Raw genomic sequence first — 19,271 nt, 5'->3', positions numbered from 1 at the left:
GCACGTAAACCATTATGAAAAGAGTTGCGGTTCAAAGGTGATCTATGGGCTAAAAAAGGAAATGAAATGTTCATTGCGACTCTTTAAGGTTTAACATATTCAAGGAGTACTGAACAACTGCTTTGGTATAATAAAGATTGTTTGCTGTTGAAAGCTGTATAGTGATCGAAAAAGCCTCATTCTGCCAGCTTCTGTATGTGGCGCCTTTTCCCTCCTTTATATCAAAAAAACCGACACGGAAAACTTCAGGAGAAAGTTCCAACTTTCCTTTAAAGTGGTTTTCAAGAATTGCTGCATCTTGCCTTACTCTGAGATCAAGTGAATCCGCAGGGGCTAATGGTGAAACCAACTCATATTTGAAATACCTGTCGTGCTCATCAAAGTAGAATGTGGCAGTAAATGGCCTGTTTTGTATATAGATCGAATCTGCAACATAACTGGAGTTGTTCTCTGTAAGCTCTCTGTCTGTATTTCTTTTAAAAAGCCATTTAAAGCTCTGGGGTGTAATACCTGCGGGCATTGCAAAAAAATCAGCAGGTCGGTTTTGCAGGGAAGATAACTCATGGGTTACAGACACAGAATCAGCTTCAGCAAGTTCCTTACTTCTAACAATCTCTTCTAACGACACTTGAAGCTGCTGCTCCTGAGTGAGCTGTTCTTTATACCAGACGGCAATTTCACAAGGCCTGACATCATGCGGATCTCGATTGGTCATACGCAGGTAGGCTTTTTGCAGAGAATCGGAATCAGTTGATGATAACAGCTCATCAATCTCCCTTTTCCACCTTATAAGGTAGTGTGTTGAAGGGTTAGATCTGTTTCCGGTACAAATTCGGTAATCATTTCTGAGACGTACCTCAAGAGAATCAAAAAACTCCGGCTCCAGTGCAAAAAGTATTGAAGCCTGCACTGTAACCACAAATAGAATGAAACGTACTTTTTTACTCATCATACGTTAATCCCCTATGAAACGAGATGCCCAGCTTCTCACGTTTTTACCATTCAGTATATGAAACCGGCGAAGTTTGCGTAATGTTTCGCTTGAAAAAGAGGCCATGGGTATCCATACCAGATGCTTTTTAAACCTGGAAGCCAGCATACGTTTTTTAATATCTGGCTTTTGGGCCGATACAATTGCCACAGCTTTCTCTCTGCTAAACATCAGTGCCCCCGCAACAAGTTTAGAAGCACAGTCAGTAAGGTTCAATTCACCTGTAACTTCAAATGCACTGGGAATCGTTCTTGGTGGAAAAAGAAGAGATAAACCACCATAAGTACATCTGGCAACACCGGGACCGATAAGGTCTTCAAAGGGGTCAGAAGCATAAAAAGTAAGAGTCGATTCCTGATCATGTTCTGCATACCAGACAGTGCGGTGAGGATACAGGTGATCATTATTTTCATCAAACAAAATCACCACAGTATCAATTTTGCCTTTAACCGGCGGTATTTCTTTTACATAGATGTCACCTGTGTACCAGTTTCGTAATGTTTCACGTATATCTATCCCATCTTTTACAGAAGATGTAAATTTTTCTGATTTGCTGTAGCTCTCTGAAAGAATTTGCAGTGAACGGTGCCTTAAGTGTGAATTGAAATTTTCTATACGTATATCCTCAGGCTGATGTGAGCACATACCCAACGGATTCCAGGTGTACTTATATTTTTTCCTCTTCTCTAAAGACGGATCAGGTTTGATGGAAAGAGTTTTCCAGTGCATCTGCATATCCCGGAACAAATTGGTTGATTCGAAAATTTCCTTTTTATCACCCGGCCCCACTTCAGAAGATAACGCAACATTGCTGATTCCTGTATCCATAATTCTTTCATTGGAATCGAAGGGCAGAAAAGGGTAATATCGTGCACTTTTAAGTATTCGTACTGCGTAAGCGTTTCCACCCACCCCCTTTGCAGCTTCAATTATATCAAAAAGTGATGGCAAGAATCGTTGGGACATAACGGTTAAATTTCTCAGATAGCTCAAAGCAGCCTGTATCCTGACAGGTGAAAGTTCTTCGGCTGCAATGCTGTGGTCCATATAATCATCCCTGGTCTCTCTGAAAAGATCCTTTATGCAATCAATTATATCGACAGGCTCAGAAAATATGTTTTGTCTTTCCTTTTCAAATTTTGCAGTTACAAACGGAAGCTCTCCAAGTGCAAAGTACAGGTGGTCTGGATTAATAAGAAATTTGGAAAGAGAATAGGTAGGTGCTGGAGCAAAGAGAGCGTTATAGGTCTCCTCTTTGCCAAAATGTTTAACAACCGCAGCAAACCTTCGAAAATGCACCAAAGCTAAAACATTTTTTTGGGACTGTTTTAATTGTAAAAGTTTGTGTGCAATAAACCGTGCAGCTTCATCGTTATAAGAACCTTTTTGCGGTAACTTTGCAGCATGAAGACACAAGGCGCTAAAGGTATCAAATCCTACAGAATTAATTGCGTACTCATCCGGAAGCCCCTGCATCGGTGAGGGGATAGAGAGCTTTGGAAATCCTATACAGTGAAAGGGTATTCTCTTTTGCCTTGCCTGGCGAACAGCCTCAATAGTCGAATCGCAGGGATCGATGGGTACATAAAAGAGATGGTCCTCATTGTCTTTAGCTGTCAGCGCACTGATAAAAGGTAGTCTGTCAACCGCTTCTCCTAAATCCTGCTCAAAAGTAAGCGGTACATCGATAGCTATAGCATCAAAATTTTCGGAATTGCAGAGTTTACGAACATGCGCAGCAAATGCGATTTTACCGTGCAAAACAGGTATTAAAGTTATTTCAGAAGCAAGTTTCACTCAGTATTCCTCATCATTATCTGGATTCAGGTCCTCATCATCGGGAAAGAAAAAATCCCCCAGATTCATTGATGGAAGGTGTTCACCGGAATTTTTGCGTCTGGAAGCAAGTTTTTCAAGATCAAGAGCTTCATCTCCTAAAATTTGCTTCAGTGCTTCATTAAACACACTCTGGGTGTCCTTTTGTTGCTCACCACTATTAAGTAACTTAAGTGTATATCGCATAGCATTGATTCCATCACGGACCGAGTAGGGAAGATCAAGTTCATGAGCTCTTTGCAAATAATCAACACAGATATCCAAAACCTCTTTAGAACTAAACGGAAGGCTGTAGGAGAGGATGCGCAACTCATCTTCGCGCTGTGGAAACGGAATGCGAATACCGGGTTGAAGACGAGACATGATATAGTCGGGAATTTCAAAAGTTGAGGAATCTTCATTCATGGTAACTGCAGCTCTGAAATCTGCATGTGCAGTTACAGTGATACCTGCTACTATCGACTCTACCATGCGACGGTGATCAAACAGCCCGGCAAGAGATGCCCAGGACTTCTCAGACATTCGGTTGCCTTCATCAAGGATCGCCACCCCTCCCTTTATAGCTGCACTGAGAAGAGGGCTGGCATGGTAGGATATTTTTCCATCCTGGGACAGAACCGGGCTTACCAGCAGGTCCTCAGGTCGGGTGTCTGATGTGCATTGCATTACGTACACATCCTGATTTCGCTGCCTCGCCGCAGCCATGGCAAGGGTAGTTTTCCCTATACCGGGAAGACCGATAATGCGGGGAGTAAGTGCTATATCAGACTCCTCAAGCACCATCCAGCAGGCTGCAAGCTGACGTATCGGTTCGCCCTGTCCGATCCACTCCATTTCTGTTTTAACCGGATGTGAAAGAACCAACTCTACATTTCCTATGGTAACTTTTTCCATACGTGCAAACTCTTCCAAAATAAGATTACAAATTCAGTTCGGTTTTTCTGTACTCTATGCGGAACCTGAAACAAACTAATGAATATAGATGAAAAATACGAAACAGAAGAAAATAAATTCTATGAATTATAAAAGTTTTGCTGATCTGATACGTAGAGAATAAATTCTAAGACTTAATCAGCAAAACTCAGGGGGGGGCTATGGAGGATTTTGGGTTCTTCTACATCATTTTTACTCAAAGAGCGAGGGACAATGGCGATCCTCCCAGAGAAATTTTGCTCTGTCGTTCCACTTATCGATAATAGTAGTAGTAAGTTGTGGATTTTCTTTCATTTCGGCGATTCTTGTGTTTTTTAGATTGCTGAATACTGAAATATAGGAATTTGCCTTATTAAAGTCGTTCAACCGTATATTGATTGCAATGATAAGATAGATTACCTGCATCTCAAGGTCTTCAGCCGGGCAGTTTGAAGTCCTGAACGCTACTTCAAAATAACTTAAGGCTTCTTCAAGCGTTTCGGTGTCATCCAAAGAGCTGTCTTTCATAATCTTGGCGATTCTTAATGCATAGGAGCCTAATTTGTAATAGGAATAGGGAAGTTCATACCAGGCTTCTACCTTGGCTCTGGACATCGCCAGACGGTAACTATCCATAGCTGAATCGTAATAGCGTGGACGGACAAAATAGGTTTCATAATCGGTGATCGAATTCAGCAAGGCTTTGCGTTCACCAATTTTTTCCTGAAGAGTTATCAGGATACTTCCCGAAAGCTGGCTTTTAACCTCAACACCCGAAGCGATCTGGTGACGGATGAAATCCTTTTTGTCCGGGGATGCGTAAAGACAGCGGGGGCAAATGGTTACTGCGATCAACGAATAGTCGACAGTGTTATAATTTTGTGTTCCGGTATAAGAAGGGACCAGGAAGCGGTTTTGCGTAACTTGCTGCGTTTTTGCCCTGAGTTCATACCCCGTAATCTCTTCTTTATTGCACACCGGGCACTTTGCCTTTATCTCAAAAATGGGATCATCACCATCCTGGTGCTTAGCATCAGGGGGGATATTGCGTTTTTGGCTCTCTTTTACTGCTTTGATACACTTTATGTCAATTGTAGGACCGTACTGCCGTATATACTCATTCACCAAATTGGGGTTATTGAGTAATACAAGCAACCTTCTTTTTACTTCATTAACATTTATTGCCATGAATGCTCCTCTAAAACTAAATAGACTGCGCAAATGGCCCTTTTGTGCAGCCTGATACGGCGATGGCGATAATCTGGTTAACTGTTTTGATATTATCTCACCTTTCAGTGGATAAATCAACCCCTAATATTAGCTGTAAGGGTTTAACGTCTGTGAAAAAAATCACAAAAAGGGTTAATTTGCTGCGTTTTCTGTGCTCTGAAACAAAAAAATGCTTGCATGTTTCCCGTGATGGTGTTATATTAATTGTGAAAACTTTCACAGGAGGCTTAATGGCTAGTTCAATTCCACTCCCTGCAGTAGCCCGGCTCTGTACTCTTTATCAGGTCCTTTGTGATCTTAACGAGAGTGGTCAGCAGCGGGTGTCCTCCTCTGCACTGGGTGAAATATTGGGGGTGGGTGCACACAATGTGCGAAAAGATATAAGCTATCTTGGTGAAACCGCCAGCGCGGGTGGGGGATACAATGTAATAAACCTCATAGAGCTTATTGCGCTAAGAATGGGTTTTAACAGAGAGAAGGTGACTTGTGTGGTAGGGCTTGGGCATCTTGGGTCTGCTATTCTTCATCATGAGCGCTTCAGGGGGGGAGAGTTTAAAATCGTTGCAGGGTTTGACTCTAACATAAATCTGATTGAAACAATGCACAGCGGGGTCAATTTGTTTCCGGCTTATGAAATAACAGAAACAGTGAAGAAGATGCACATTGAGCTTGCAATACTCACCGTTCCATCATCGGGCGCACAGGAGGTTGCTCAACGTTTGATTGATGGGGGAATAGAGGGGATAATAAACTTTACCCCGGTAGTCATAAAAGCCCCCTCTTCTGTACTTGTTCGTAATGTGGATTTGACCGGTGAATTCAGGGTGCTTTCAGCACTGTTACATTTAAGAGAAAACAATTAGCTTTATTTTACTAATTTTAAGAAGGGAGAAGTTTCATGGGCAGAGTGTATAATTTTAGTGCAGGACCATCTACACTTCCAGAAGAGGTACTTAAGACGGCTGCATCAGAGTTGCTTGATTATAACGGAACCGGAACATCTGTAATGGAGATGAGCCACCGTTCCTCTGCCTTTATGGATATCATTACCCAGGCAGAAGCACTTATCCGGCAACTCATGGACATTCCTGAAAACTACAAAGTTCTGTTTCTTCAGGGTGGTGCATCAACTCAATTCGCTGCGGTTCCTCTTAACCTTATGGGTAAATCCAAAAAAGCAGATTATATAAACACAGGAATGTGGTCAAAAAAGGCAATCGCTGAAGCTAAAAGATATGGACAGATTAATGAAGTGGCTACATCACAGGATAAGAATTTTACCTACATACCTTCACTTACAAAGGATATGTTCGATCCCGATGCTGCATATGTACATATCACTACCAATAATACTATCTTTGGTACCAAGTACACTCAATTGCCTGATACCGGTAATGTACCGATTGTAGCCGATATGTCTTCAAATATCCTCTCTGAAAAGATGGATGTAACACGCTTTGGTATTATCTACGCAGGGGCACAGAAAAATATCGGCCCGGCAGGTGTTACAGTAGTAATAATACGAGATGATCTGTTGGATCAGAAACTGGATTTTACACCTACTATGCTTACCTACAAAACACACGCTGAGAGTGGTTCAATGTATAATACCCCTCCCTGCTATCCAATCTATATGGCAAAGCTAGTTTTCCAGTGGTTAAAGGAAGCCGGAGGTGTTGAAGCAATACAGAAAATAAATGATGAAAAGGCTGCAATCCTCTACGGTTTTCTGGATGATTCAAAACTGTTTAAGGCCACCGTTGAGCCACAGCACAGATCTCTTATGAATGTACCATTTGTGCTTCCCACGGATGCTCTTAACGCAACATTTATTAAAAGTGCTACAGAAGCCGGCCTGATTAACCTCAAAGGGCACAGATCGGTAGGTGGAATGAGGGCAAGTATCTATAATGCTATGCCGGTTGAGGGGGTAAAAGCTTTGGTGGAATTTATGAGAAAATTTGAACAGGAAAACAGCTAAAAGTGCCAACAAAAGCTACTGAGGAGAAAAAAATGTACAAAATTCAGACGTTAAATAAGATTAGTTACAAGGGACTCGAACAGTTTCCACGAGATGATTATGAGATCGCTTCAGAGATAGTCAACCCTGATGCAGTAGTGCTGAGAAGCTTTAATATGCATGATATGGATATTCCCGCATCGGTGAAGGCTATCGCCAGGGCAGGGGCAGGAGTTAATAACATCCCTGTTGATAAATGCACCGAAAATGGACAGGTGGTTTTTAATACTCCCGGGGCAAATGCAAACGGTGTTAAAGAACTGGTACTTACAGGTATTTTCATGTCCTCAAGGAAACTTGTACCCGGTGTACTTTGGGCTAAAGGGCTTATTGGTGAAGGAGATAAGGTACCAAAACTCGTTGAGAAAGGTAAATCAAATTTTGCGGGCCCGGAGATTAGAGGTAAAAGACTTGGTGTTATTGGTCTGGGTGCAATAGGGGTAATGGTGGCAAATGATGCTATAGCTTTAGGTATGGAAGTTACAGGCTACGATCCCTTTATTTCTGTTGAGGCGGCCTGGGGGCTTTCAAGCAGTGTTAAGAGAGCAAGGGGACTGGAGAGCCTCCTTGCAGAATCAGACTACATTACAATACATGTTCCTCTTAATGAAAAAACCAAAGGGATGATTAATAAAGAACGCTTTGCAATAATGAAAAAAGGCGTACGGCTGCTTAACTTTTCTCGTGGTGGACTGGTTAACAATAACGACCTGATTGAGGCTCTTGAAGAGAATACCGTATCCACCTATGTCACCGATTTCCCCGACGAGCAGCTTCTTAAACAGGAAAATGTCATCCCTTTTCCTCATCTGGGTGCATCAACTCCGGAATCTGAAGACAACTGTGCAGTAATGGCAGCAAATCAGGTCCGTGATTATCTTGAATACGGTAATATCAAAAACTCTGTTAATTTTCCTGAATGTCAGATGGATTACTCAGGTACTGCAAGACTAATCATTGCCAACAAAAATATCCCTAACATGGTGGGGCAGATTACATCACTGCTTGCTACTGAAAAAATTAATATCGCTGATATGATCAACAAGCATAAAGGAGAACTTGCTTACAACATCATAGATATTGATGGTAAAGTTGGCGGGGATATAACTGGAAAAATTGAGGCAATAGACGGGGTGATAATGGCCCGTCTTTTAGATCCGCGATGATATAGGAATGGTTGCTTAGCTCTAAGGCTGGGCAACCGTTTTGAAACTGTTGGTAAGGGAAACAAGCTCATCAAGTTTGTTAAGGGCAGAACCGCAATCGATAGATCTCTGAGCAAGCTCTACTCCCTCCCTTGGCTCTTCACACATTCCGGCTGCACACAATGCAAACCCAGCATTAAGAACTACTATATCTCTGGGCGCACCCTTTTCCCCGTTTAAAATAGTAGTAATTATTGCTGCATTTTGCTTCGCTTCAGCACCTTCAATCTGTTTGGCGGGTGATTTTTTTAGGCCAAAGTCTTCTGGCTCAACCGTATACGTTTTTACTTTCCCATCCTTTACCTCCGATACACGGGTGCCTGCAGATATAGAGACTTCATCCAGTGAATCGAGGCCATGTACAACGAATGCTCTGGTAGCACCGGTGTTGTTCAACACTGTAGCCATAGTCTCGGTAAGGTGGGCTGAGAAGACTCCAAGGAGTTGTTGTTTTGTGAAAGCGGGATTTGTAAGAGGGCCCAGAACATTAAATACCGTTCGTATTCCTATCTCTTTTCTGGGCGCTGCAGCAAACTTCATCGCCTTATGGAGTGTTGGAGCAAACAGAAAACCTATTCCCACCCTTTCAATGCACTCTTTCATTTGCTGGGGAGTAATAGTGATATCCACACCGAGTGCTTCAAGTACATCAGCACTCCCACTTTTACTTGATACTGAGCGGTTGCCGTGTTTGGCTACCCTGGCACCTGCCCCTGCTGCAACTAGTGCCGTAGCTGTAGAGATGTTAAAAGTATTTGAGCTGTCTCCTCCGGTTCCACACGTATCGACCAGATGTTCACAACTCTGAGGAATCACCTTGGTTGCTTTATCCCGCATAGTTTCAGCTGCAGCGGTGATCTCTTCAACCGATTCCCCTTTCATTCGCAGCCCCATAATGAATGCGGCGATTTGAGCGCTGGTCGCCTCTCCGTTCATAATAGTAGTGAATGTGTCTCTGGCTTCTTTAAGGCTGAGGTTTTTTCCAGATACAATTGTTTTTATGGCATCATTGATTGTCATATATTTACTCCGGCTGCCTGATAAGCTACTTTAAAGGCACAATCTCCTATTTATTTATACCAATACTAAGCATTGCTTAACAGCAGAGTGGAAAAAAGGTTATATTTATGCCCGGGTGGCAGATAAAAAATAAAAACTTACACCATCACGTTCAAAACAGATAACCATTTTTTTTAGGAATTTATGAAATGATGAATGATAAAACCCATGGTAAGGTCAAACTTTATAAAGCTCAATTTGTTACATCAGCAGCGCATTTCTCAGATTTACCCCCCCTTACTGAGGATGAATATGCTGTGTTTGGGCGTTCAAATGTTGGTAAATCATCCTTTATTAATCATGTATTTTCATCGGGGGTAATAGCGCGAACATCACAGAAACCAGGGAAAACAACGCTTGCAAATTTGTATAAGGTCAGTGATGGCAGTGCATGGGTCGATCTTCCCGGGTACGGATACGCCCGGGCCTCAATCAGGGAGATGGAACGATGGAGCAGATTAATTGGTGAATATTGTTCCGGAAGAGAGAACTTGGCTGGGATTATATGGTTACTGGATATAAGGCATCCGGGCATCGCTGCTGATAAGGAGGCTGCAAGCTGGCTGTATGAACTTAAGTTGCCGGTTTTCCCTGTTCTTACCAAAAGTGATAAACTGTCCAGAAATAATCAGCTTAAAAATGCTGCTCAATTTAAAAAAATATTTAATTTTAAAACTGATACCCTGCTTTACACGGTAACGGATCATTCTTCACGTGAGAGGTTCTGGCAAATGTTTGAGTTGTGGCGTCAGGAAAACTCAAGTCAAAGGAACCGGGGTTAAGCCGGTTCCTTTGGTAATGGTTAGGCTACAACTTTATCCAGTTGTTTAGTAGCTTTGTAGCTGTTTTTTTCCCTCTTTAACTTGTTTTCACGTTTCTCCAGTGCAATCAGCACCTCACGAAGCTTTCTTTCCACCACAAGGGCCCCTTCGTTTAAATTTTCGTTATTGATAACGTGCATGAAGGTGTTTGGATTAATTCCTGTCACTACTGTTTGATCTGACTTCTTAAATACTGCAACGTTGCAGGGAAGGACTACCCCAAAATGCTCTTCTTTCAATAGCGCCTTATAAGCAAGCGGGAGAATAGCTGCACTGATTATATAATAAGGTTTAAAGCTGACCCCAAGATGTTCGTTAAATGTTTCTTCAATGTCATAGGTTGAGAGTACACTAAACCCTTTTTTAGTAAGCTCTTTTGGAAGTTGTTTGAGAACTGTTTGGATTGGTAGAGAGTAGTTTTTGCTTATTCCATAGCTGATCATAATGACAAATCCTTTCAAAACCGAGTAATTAGAAACTGTGATATCGTTTTAAATTGAATATCCTCAGATAAGCAAAAACCATGACCAGCTCAGGCTGCATCTAATTCATTAGTATCGATGCCCAGGTTAGGGGAAAGGTCGTGGAAGGTTTGCAGTATTAAGAAATCCTTTTCCACATTTTCAATTCTAACGAATATGACGGTGACTACATAGCTGGTAGGTAAATGGAATAGAGTTTGCTCTACTCTCAGTGTTGCTGAAATAAGCGATACCTTAAAAAACAGAAAAGGAGAAGAGAATGGCTGTTATTGCTATACTCATTGATGATATGTTTGAAGACGTTGAATACACTACCCCCGCTAAAGCGTTCAGGGAAGCTGGGCATTCGCTGGTTCACCTGGGACTAAAGAAGGGAGCGGAGGTAAAGGGAAAAAAGGAAGGGACCGTTGTGGCAATCGATTTAGAAACCGGATCAGCCGATCCGGCTGCGTTCGATGCTCTGTTTATTCCCGGGGGGTATTCTCCCGATAGGCTCAGGGCTCATAAAGAGCCGGTTGTATTTGCGAGGGCATTTATGGAAACTCAAAAGCCTCTTTTTTTAATTTGCCATGCACCTCAGCTGCTTATTTCAGCTCGAGTGCTTGAAGGGAGAAAACTAACGGGATGGAAATCAGTTGCTGTTGATATAAAAAACGCAGGAGCAGAATATATAGACGCACCTGTTGTTATAGATGGAAATATGGTCTCAAGCAGAGGTCCTAAAGATTTACCACAATTTTTAAATACCTGTGTTGAGATGTTAAGTAAACACTAAAAGTTTTAAAACACCATGAATTCAAAAAAAACACGACAAATTGGTTCAGGAGTAATAATCAGTACTGTTTCAGAGGGTAGCGATTCTATCGTGTACCAGACTCTTTTACCTGAGGGGCAGCTTAGAGCAGTTAAGCTTTTCAGGACAAAATCATCACCCTTTAGAGTAGATAAAAAGCTCCTTGAGTCGATCCACCACCCTTTAGTTGTTCCGGTGTTAGGTAGTGGGTTTTATAACGGTTTGCCATTTCTTGAGCAGCAATGGGTAAGTGAGCCTACATTAGCTGAGCTTCTCTCAACCAGAGGTGCATTTCCCCTGGAGGTATGTACTTCAGTGGGGATAATGGTATGTAAGGCTTTGAAGGCTTTACATCAGCTTAATTGTCCTCAGGATGATGCCATTTCATTTATTCATGGAAACCTTAGGCCCTCAAACGTCTTCTTAACTAAAGACGGAACCATACAGGTTACTGATATAGGCTTAAGTACCCCTCTTGCGGGGAAAGAAAAAATTGAAGAAAACGATAACTTTGTTAAGTACTGTTCACCCGAAAAATTAAAGGGAAAAGATTCGGGAGTAAAAGAAGATATCTATTCACTCGGTTGTATCTTGTATGAACTTATTACAGGGCAAGCTGCATTTAGCCAAAAAAAGAGAAAAAGACTACATCGGGCTAAAAGGAAAAATCGCTACAGGCGCCTTAAGCGATATAAATTGAAGTTACCACCACAATTGATTCGACTGGTAGAATCATGCATGTCAAAAAAGGCAAAAAAACGTCCACCAAGTATTGCAAACATTCTTGAAGAATTAAGTGGTATACATCTCAAATTCACCTGTAATTTACCAGAAGATGTAATCGATTATTTTGTAAATGCTACAGAGGGTAGAATAGAGATTGGGGTAAAAAGGGGAAGGGTTTTTAAAGTATTGCTCACCATCGGTATCTCTGTACTCCTTGCGTACTATGGTGTAATGCGCATTAATATCACTGATGATAATGAAATAAATCTGTTTGATATACTTTTTGGACAGGAATAGAGATAAAAAAATGTGTTGGTACACGATCGGGAAAGGAGTAAAGAAATGGCTGAGTTTGTAAACCCGTTCTCTGGTGTGGTTCCAGGGAAAAAAATTTCAGAAAGAGAATTAAGCAGGGCTATACGCTTATCGCTTGCTGCTGAAGAAGAGGCCATTCATCTGTATGAGGCTTTGGCAGATGCAACCGATAACAAGCTTGCCAAGGCTGTTTTGCAGGATGTGGCAAATGAAGAACGGGTCCATGCCGGGGAGTTTCAGAAACTGCTTGAGCTGTTATTGCCAGATGAGAAAAAATTAATGCAAGAAGGTGCCGAAGAAGTTGAAGAAATGCTTGAAGAAGGTGCTGCACAGCAAAAGGAAATTAAAACTGTTGGAAATTTAAAAGATTAGGATTATTTCTTAACTATTGTTGCACTTAGGGAGGCTTAGTAATGAGCGAATTTCTAAATAGAGATGATGCACCTTTTGAAGAAAGTGTATGGGATTTAATCGATAGTACTGTAAAATCAGTCGCAACACAGCAATTAAGCGCACGAAAGTTGTTACATATTGAAGGACCATATGGCTTGGGTGTAAAAAGTATTTCAATGCATGATCAGCACATAGAGGGTAACGGAGAGAGCGGTCCCCAACTTATAAGCGCTCAGTCAATACCGCTTGTTCTAATCTCAAGCTCATTCTCTTTGGATGGACGCGATCTGGATCTTTACACCAAGTCAAAAATAGTGTTTGATATGAAAGACCTTGTTTCAAGTGTTCTTACCTGTGCAAAAATGGAGGATAAACTTCTCTATTATGGCTCAGAGCCAATGAAAACACATGGTCTTACCAATTCCCCAGGGACAAAAAAGACAAAGCTTAGAGAGTGGAGTGGTGTTGGTGATGCAACAGAATCGGTAATTGAAGCCATAAATGAATTAGACAAAGCTGGCTTTCATGGACCATACAGTTTAGCTCTTGAACCTACACTCTATAACAGCCTCTTTAGGCGTTATCCACAGGAAGAGGTGCTTGAATTTGAGCACCTAAAATCCCTTGTTGGTGGTTCAATAATAAAAGCTTCTGCACTAAACTCCGGTGGGGTGTTGGTTGCATCGGGTGAGCAGTTTGCCACTATTGCCCTTGGACAGGATTTAATGGCCGGATTTGAAGGCCCTGAGGGGATGGAGTATGTGTTCTTTGTTTCCGAAAGCATTGCACTGAGGGTAAATGTTCCCGAGTCGGTGTGTGTTATGCAGGTATAGAAAAGGCCGGCTGCATCCAGAAACGTTTCTGGATGCAGCTTTGGGTGCCCCCGAATTCAACGATCCCCCCTAAAAATCCTCTCTTCTGTCTGGGAAATGAAAAATCAACTTAATATCCATTGTTGGAGCATGTGGTAATTAATCATATTATAGTCTTATACAATAATGTACTACCCATTATAAGGTCTTAGTTAAAGCGATTAAATGAGGTTTTTTCCAATGGGTGAATAAAAGTAAGCTGATTTTTTTTAATTGGAATTAGGGTTTTAGGATTATCAGAGTAACCATAAAAAGAAAGGTTTTTTCTATGCTTTGTTTTAAAAACAAAACAGTGTGGGGTTTATTTTCCCGGAAAACTTGTAAAACTTTTTGTCTTCTGGCTGCGGTTTCACTTTTTTTCTATAACTGCGATTCTTCAGTATCACCGGATGATCCCGGAGAGGATGAACAAATCATCGACAATGGAGATGGTGGTGATAACGGAGACACCGGGGACAATGGAGATTCTGGAGACACCGGGGATAATGGAGATAATGGGAATAATGGCGATAATGGCGATAATGGGAATAATGGCGATACAGGTGACAACGGCGATAGTGGTGACCAAGCCCCTTCTGATGGCTTAAGGATTGAAATGGTTGGTGAAAGTACTATTACTGTAGAACAGTACTCAGATTTTAGGGATCCGGGGGCAACTGCATACAATGATCGAGGCTTCGATATTGGCCATCTGGTAGAGACTGATGATCAGGTTAATACTAGTGTGCCGGGAGAATATAAGGTGATTTACACAGTCTCCTCTGGGGGAGAAACTGTTGTAGCGGAGCGAACGGTAATAGTTGTTGAACAAGAGCCTGAAGAAGAAACACTTTTGGACCAGTTCTCTGTTCCTGTGCCAGATCCATTGCCAAGTATAGATAACATGTATCAGGAATTTGAAGTTGTTGGTACCGGTGGCCCTGACTTGAGTGTTCTTACGGCTTTTACAGTTGAATATAATGCTCAGACCAACACTCTTGAGGAATTCTCATATAATTCTGAAGGTACTCAGTTTTTCTATAATGATATTAGGTCACAAGTTACTTACGATTTTGGATCACCGGAGCCATCTTTTACCCTAATTAACTCAGGCATAGTTCATTTTAGCGGCGACTATTATATAAAGAAGGATGGTGATGCGTTGATTTTTGTCCGCCAGGATGCCCAGTATGCTATCATTATGAGGTAAAATAAACCACAAAAATTACTGTTAAGGGTAATGAAAGCCGAATCGGGTTTTCATTACCCTTTTCTGTACCATCTATCCATCAATTCCAGTCCTGCAAACCTCAATACCTCTTTGGTCGAACCTGAAGGGGGGATTTGCTGTGCGTGCAGTTGTGTTACTTTGGCACTAATCTCTGTATCAGAAGCTACTATAGAGGCTATTTCTGCACCAAGGCTATTTCCCAGGTTGTCTTCGACTGTAACTATTTCGCTGCTGCCAGTTTGAAGCGCATCTCGTATCACCTGCTTATCTACCGGGAAGCTGTAACAATCTATAAGTGTGACCTCGATCCCTTCGTGTTCCAGTTTATCTGCTGCTTTGATACACTCATGAACCATAAAACCACTGGAGATAATTATCAAATCTCTGCCGATTCGTAGAAATTTTGCACCTCCGGGCTTAAATTCTTCCTGAGGTGAGTATAGAATAGGCAGATCAGTTCTGATGGATCTTAGGTAACAGGCGCCTTCAATTTGATTCATTAACTCAACACATTTATAAGCACAAACCGCACAAGAGGGATTAAAAATAGTAAGCAGTGGTTTTGAAGCCTTATTTTTAACAGTGCTAAATGCGCGCATATAGGCAAGATCAGATAGACCCATTTGGCTGGGCCCGTCTGCACCTACGTTGAGCCCCGAGTGTGAACCACACATTTTTAACGGGAGTTGGGCTATCATTGCAAGTTCGAACTGGTCATAGGCTCGTGTTATGAATTTTGCAAAACTTGAAATGAATGGTGTCAGCCCTGTAGCGGCCAAGCCAGCTGCTACCGAGACCATATTTTGCTCTGCTATTCTGCATTCATAAAACCTGTCCGGAAAAGTTTTGGCAAAATATTCAGAAAACGTGGAATTTTTTACGTCAGCATCAAGGGCCACAACACGTTGGTCCACTCGTCCCAGCTCCCTGAGTGCAAGACCGTATGCCCGCCTGGTGCTAAGAATACCTTTTTCAATAGTTGCAAGCACAGTAGGATCATCTTTTAATAACAACTGAAAATCGGGGTCTGGAAGGCTTTGCGATTGGTAGTCTAAAGGGGTGAATCCTTTAGGTACCCGGGGTCCTACTTTGACAGAAACAGGGGAAGAGGGATGAGGAAGGAGTGAATCAAGATCTTTATAGGCATCGGTTAGCTGACTTTCTTTTAATGGTTTACCATGATGATTTTCTTTAGATAAACCTGTAACCCCCCATCCTTTTACCGTTTTGGCGACTATGGCACTGGGACCTCTATTCTCTTTTGCCCGCTGTAGAGCAGAAAGAACCTCCTCGCAATTGTGCCCATCGATAGTTTCTACCGAGAAACCATAGGCATTTAGCTTCGAATGAAGCTTTTCTATGGATTGTTGAGGAGATATTGGGTCGCTTTGAGCCATTCCGTTACAATTGAAAACAGGTATAACGTTAAAAAGCTTATAATCTACCAAAAAATCACACGCTTCCCAGATTTGCCCCTCTCGTGCTTCTCCATCACCGATAATCGTATAAAAGTAGTTTTCTATTCCCAAGTGTTTACACCCGGAAGCAAGACCACAGGCACATGAAAGACCTTGCCCAAGAGAACCGGTTGCACAGTCAAAGAGAGGAAAATCAGAAGAGGGATTAGGGTGGCCGTCCAACTCAGAAGAAATAGTTCGGTATTTATCCAGATCTTTTGTAGTTAATTTTCTGTTATTTTGTTTTGTTCCTACTTTGACATTTAGATCTGCTGCTGCAGCGTATATAATAGGTACAGCATGACCTTCACTTAAGATGATACGGTCGTTTGATTTATTCCACGGATTATCGGGATCCCACCGCATACAAATATACATAAGTGAGGTAACGATGTGCGCAAGAGACAATGCTGAAGAGGGATGGCCTGAACCTGCGCTTGTGGTCATTTTTAACACAAGTTTTGATAACTCTATTGCCTTTTGCCCAACAAATAAGGCGTCATTCATATTTAATTACACTCCTTAGGTCAAATAGAACTGTATACAAAATTCTATATGAGCAAATATTTTGCCATTCGAATAAAACAGATTACTGGCACAGATCTTGAACTGACTCTCTGGTGGTCCAGGGAAAGACGTTTTAGCTTTTTTGGGATACAGAACGATGGATATACAGGACTATTACAAAGATGTGTATGTAAAAAAAAGAATGCTTGAGTTTCTGGGGGGCAAGAAACTGGACGAAGTATCTGCGTTCTTTATTACCCAGTGTGATACACCGTGGTTGGAACTTGGGAGCTCTTTTACAACTCCGGGGGGATTGGAAGAGCTGCTTTCTACGGGCCTTGATGTAAGTCGATCTCTTTGGGACCAACATTCACTCATTGCACATCTGGACTTGGAGTATGTTAATTTCGACTTCCCGGCGGAGCCCTATCTTGATCAGTTTCGATCTTTTTCACTCCAGAGTGCATCAGAAAATGCAATACAAAAGATACTTTTGGAATACGGCATAGCTCCACTTCATGTATTAAGCGGAAGGGGACATCACTTTATATGGTGCTTAAGCCGAAAGTGTGCTGCATTTGGTAAACTTTCTAGTATAGGCAGGGTACCTCCACATCTTGAACTTTGTTATGCAGAGCCTCATTGGCCGGTGCAGAGAAATATTAACAGAGATTTAGGAGCAGCCTACTCTGGTTTAGGTCTGTTGATGGAATACTTAGCTTATCGGGTGAGAGACAGGGCAACCCCTCAGACCAGCGTTCCTGTGGAACTAACAGCGATTGAAGTCCCTCCACAGCAGCGTGGGAGAGAAATGGTTTCTATTGATATCTCAGAATACGGGGATCAGCTGCATACCCGTGTTGTACGTATCCCTTACAGTGTGTATTTAAAACCCTGGAGAAAAGGCGGAATACTTACAGAAGAAATAAAAGATAAAATTCCCCTTATGGCTTCAGTGCCACTGTTTGAAATGGGAATAGAAGAAGGTGTTGAGCGTATGAGGGATCTGAGCAAAGCAGCAGAATTAGCTCAGAGAGCCTCTATTCAAATACCCGATCAATCTGAGCAGATGCTTGATCTTATTGAAGATTATCAAAAAAGCGATGTCGCACAATTTCACGACTGGTATTACTCTCTTGAACACCATACAACAGAAAATTGGGAGTTTACTTACGACCTAATTCCAAAGAATATGATACCTCCCTGTGCCAGGCATATCCTCAAAAATCCCAATGACCTTTTGCTTAAACCTGCATGCATATTGCTTGTAGTAAGAATCTTTCTGGCACTGGGATGGCACCCCAGGCATGTGGCCGGGTTAATACGTTCTAAATTTGAACGTGATTATGGATGGGGAAGTGAGTGGTATTTCTATGACGCAGCCACAAGAGCTGACTTCTATACCAGGATCTTCTCCGGCCTTATAAAAACAAACAGAGATGATTTGAAGTTTTTTGACTGCCAATCCGTTGAGGGATCGGGATATTGTTTCAGAAGCGGTCAAAGATGTAGTCTGGAAAACTATAGAAAATCTCTTTCAGAAAGGGTTAAAAATGAGCGACTGGCCAGTAGGCCTTTCAACGGGCTGTTTTTACCAGAAGAGTATTTTTGATTGTCTGGAAATGATTAGGGATGGTGGGTTTTGTTTAATTGAAGTATGTTCCTCACCTGCACACCTTAATTTCCATGACATTAAGGCTGTTAAAAAAGCAGCCGTATTAATGAAAAAACTTGGCATGGAACCCTACTCTTTCCATGCTCCCTTTATCGATGTTGATATATCCTCCATCGATCCACAACAGAGAGAGAAATCAAAAAATGAGATAATGCGCGCCGCAGAAGCTGCCGGGGTACTTGAAGCAAGACATTTTGTAATACACCCTGGTCCGGACAATATGCTTCAGTTTTCAATTGAAGAGCGGGCAGAGAGACTCAGAAACGCCGCCGATGTATTAAATAAAGTAGCTAACAAGTGTCAGAAACTTGGAGTGGGGCTGGTGCTTGAAAACATGCTTCCCCATTTACCCTTTGGAAGCACAAGTGATATGATGTGGATAATGGGAGCTATGGATAATTTAAATATCTGTACCTGTCTTGATACCGGCCATGCCAGGTTATCTGGTGACATATACAGCGTCATGTATAAACTTTCGGGCCATATGAGAATCGTTCATGCAAATGATAATACCGGAAAGTACGACAGCCACTTACCTCCGGGAAAAGGAGTAATAGACTGGCATAAAGTACTGTTTGAGCTTGGAGAAACTAATTTCAGGGGAGGAATAATTCTGGAACTGTCAGGTGCTGAAAATGGTGACCCTCTGATAACCCTGGAAGAGGCGAGGCAGGCACGTCTCTACTTAAGAAAAATAAGCAAAGAATTGTACCTGTCAAGCCCACCATCAGTGGAAATACCCAGCCATTCTGTTGATTAGGCCGGGT

The 19,271-nt window shown here is 42.0% G+C and carries 18 protein-coding genes; 11 read left to right on the top strand and 7 right to left on the bottom strand.

The genetic code is table 11. The features are described 5' to 3' along the window. Nucleotides 1–70: 70 nt before the first annotated feature. The 4 genes from QA601_07535 to QA601_07520 all read right to left on the bottom strand — a co-directional run bounded on the left by QA601_07535 (nt 71) and on the right by QA601_07520 (nt 4,927). Nucleotides 71–952 carry a hypothetical protein gene (locus QA601_07535; GenBank protein ID MDG5814923.1) on the bottom strand — a complete coding sequence of 294 codons (882 nt, stop codon included), beginning with the start codon at nt 950–952 and terminating at the stop codon, nt 71–73. 3 nt (nt 953–955) lie between these two features. Continuing rightward, entirely contained in the window at nt 956–2,788 is a 1,833-nt protein-coding gene (locus QA601_07530) for a hypothetical protein (protein ID MDG5814922.1), read from the bottom strand. Further along, on the bottom strand, nt 2,789–3,721 hold the full coding sequence (locus QA601_07525; GenBank protein ID MDG5814921.1) for an AAA family ATPase: 933 nt from the start codon (nt 3,719–3,721) through the stop codon (nt 2,789–2,791). A 231-nt stretch (nt 3,722–3,952) separates the two neighbouring features. Further along, on the bottom strand, nt 3,953–4,927 hold the full coding sequence (locus QA601_07520) for a DUF2225 domain-containing protein (GenBank protein MDG5814920.1): 975 nt from the start codon (nt 4,925–4,927) through the stop codon (nt 3,953–3,955). A gap of 272 nt (nt 4,928–5,199) precedes the next feature. Here QA601_07520 and QA601_07515 point away from each other — a divergent pair, with 272 nt between their 5' ends. From QA601_07515 to QA601_07505, 3 genes are read left to right on the top strand one after another with little or no spacing between them, the layout of a single operon-like run. Beyond that, nucleotides 5,200–5,832 carry a redox-sensing transcriptional repressor Rex gene (locus tag QA601_07515; GenBank protein MDG5814919.1) on the top strand — a complete coding sequence of 211 codons (633 nt, stop codon included), beginning with the start codon at nt 5,200–5,202 and terminating at the stop codon, nt 5,830–5,832. A 35-nt stretch (nt 5,833–5,867) separates the two neighbouring features. Then, the gene (serC, locus tag QA601_07510) at nt 5,868–6,950 is read left to right on the top strand and encodes a 3-phosphoserine/phosphohydroxythreonine transaminase (protein MDG5814918.1); all 1,083 of its coding nucleotides are present in this window, start codon (nt 5,868–5,870) and stop codon (nt 6,948–6,950) included. Nucleotides 6,951–6,982: 32 nt separating this feature from the next. Further along, nucleotides 6,983–8,155: a phosphoglycerate dehydrogenase gene (locus QA601_07505; protein MDG5814917.1), complete on the top strand. Its 1,173-nt coding sequence runs from the start codon at nt 6,983–6,985 to the stop codon at nt 8,153–8,155. A 21-nt stretch (nt 8,156–8,176) separates the two neighbouring features. On the opposite strand, the gene trpD is transcribed toward QA601_07505, so the two are convergent. After that, entirely contained in the window at nt 8,177–9,214 is a 1,038-nt protein-coding gene (gene trpD / locus QA601_07500) for an anthranilate phosphoribosyltransferase (protein MDG5814916.1), read from the bottom strand. Between the two features lie 188 nt (nt 9,215–9,402). Between trpD and yihA the strand changes: the two genes are divergently transcribed. Beyond that, entirely contained in the window at nt 9,403–10,035 is a 633-nt protein-coding gene (gene yihA, locus QA601_07495; GenBank protein ID MDG5814915.1) for a ribosome biogenesis GTP-binding protein YihA/YsxC, read from the top strand. A gap of 20 nt (nt 10,036–10,055) precedes the next feature. Here yihA and QA601_07490 read toward each other — a convergent pair whose 3' ends face one another. Continuing rightward, nucleotides 10,056–10,517: a DUF302 domain-containing protein gene (locus tag QA601_07490; GenBank protein ID MDG5814914.1), complete on the bottom strand. Its 462-nt coding sequence runs from the start codon at nt 10,515–10,517 to the stop codon at nt 10,056–10,058. Nucleotides 10,518–10,815: 298 nt separating this feature from the next. On the opposite strand from QA601_07490, the gene QA601_07485 reads away from it, so the two are divergent. From QA601_07485 to QA601_07465, 5 genes are all read left to right on the top strand, one after another. Further along, nucleotides 10,816–11,331, top strand: coding sequence for a type 1 glutamine amidotransferase (locus QA601_07485; protein MDG5814913.1), 516 nt, complete (start codon nt 10,816–10,818; stop codon nt 11,329–11,331). A 15-nt stretch (nt 11,332–11,346) separates the two neighbouring features. Then, nucleotides 11,347–12,372 carry a serine/threonine-protein kinase gene (locus tag QA601_07480; protein ID MDG5814912.1) on the top strand — a complete coding sequence of 342 codons (1,026 nt, stop codon included), beginning with the start codon at nt 11,347–11,349 and terminating at the stop codon, nt 12,370–12,372. Nucleotides 12,373–12,417: 45 nt separating this feature from the next. After that, complete coding sequence (locus tag QA601_07475; protein MDG5814911.1) at nt 12,418–12,762, top strand: ferritin family protein; 345 nt, start codon at nt 12,418–12,420, stop codon at nt 12,760–12,762. 41 nt (nt 12,763–12,803) lie between these two features. Continuing rightward, nucleotides 12,804–13,616 carry a family 1 encapsulin nanocompartment shell protein gene (locus QA601_07470; protein MDG5814910.1) on the top strand — a complete coding sequence of 271 codons (813 nt, stop codon included), beginning with the start codon at nt 12,804–12,806 and terminating at the stop codon, nt 13,614–13,616. Nucleotides 13,617–13,923: 307 nt separating this feature from the next. Beyond that, entirely contained in the window at nt 13,924–14,844 is a 921-nt protein-coding gene (locus tag QA601_07465; protein ID MDG5814909.1) for a DUF5011 domain-containing protein, read from the top strand. A 53-nt stretch (nt 14,845–14,897) separates the two neighbouring features. Here the strand turns inward: QA601_07465 and QA601_07460 are convergent, their stop codons facing one another. Continuing rightward, the gene (locus QA601_07460) at nt 14,898–16,829 is read right to left on the bottom strand and encodes a transketolase (GenBank protein ID MDG5814908.1); all 1,932 of its coding nucleotides are present in this window, start codon (nt 16,827–16,829) and stop codon (nt 14,898–14,900) included. A 157-nt stretch (nt 16,830–16,986) separates the two neighbouring features. Here QA601_07460 and QA601_07455 point away from each other — a divergent pair, with 157 nt between their 5' ends. Then, nucleotides 16,987–18,441: a hypothetical protein gene (locus QA601_07455; GenBank protein ID MDG5814907.1), complete on the top strand. Its 1,455-nt coding sequence runs from the start codon at nt 16,987–16,989 to the stop codon at nt 18,439–18,441. Then, nucleotides 18,383–19,264 (top strand): sugar phosphate isomerase/epimerase, encoded by an 882-nt coding sequence (locus QA601_07450; GenBank protein ID MDG5814906.1) that lies wholly within the window; start codon nt 18,383–18,385, stop codon nt 19,262–19,264. The genes QA601_07455 and QA601_07450 overlap by 59 nt, the downstream gene beginning before the upstream one ends. The last annotated feature ends 7 nt before the right edge of the window (nt 19,265–19,271 follow it).

The organism is Chitinispirillales bacterium ANBcel5, from assembly GCA_029688955.1.
Taxonomy (GTDB): Bacteria; Fibrobacterota; Chitinivibrionia; order Chitinivibrionales; family Chitinispirillaceae; genus Cellulosispirillum; species Cellulosispirillum alkaliphilum.
This window is presented reverse-complemented; position numbering and strand designations above follow the sequence as displayed.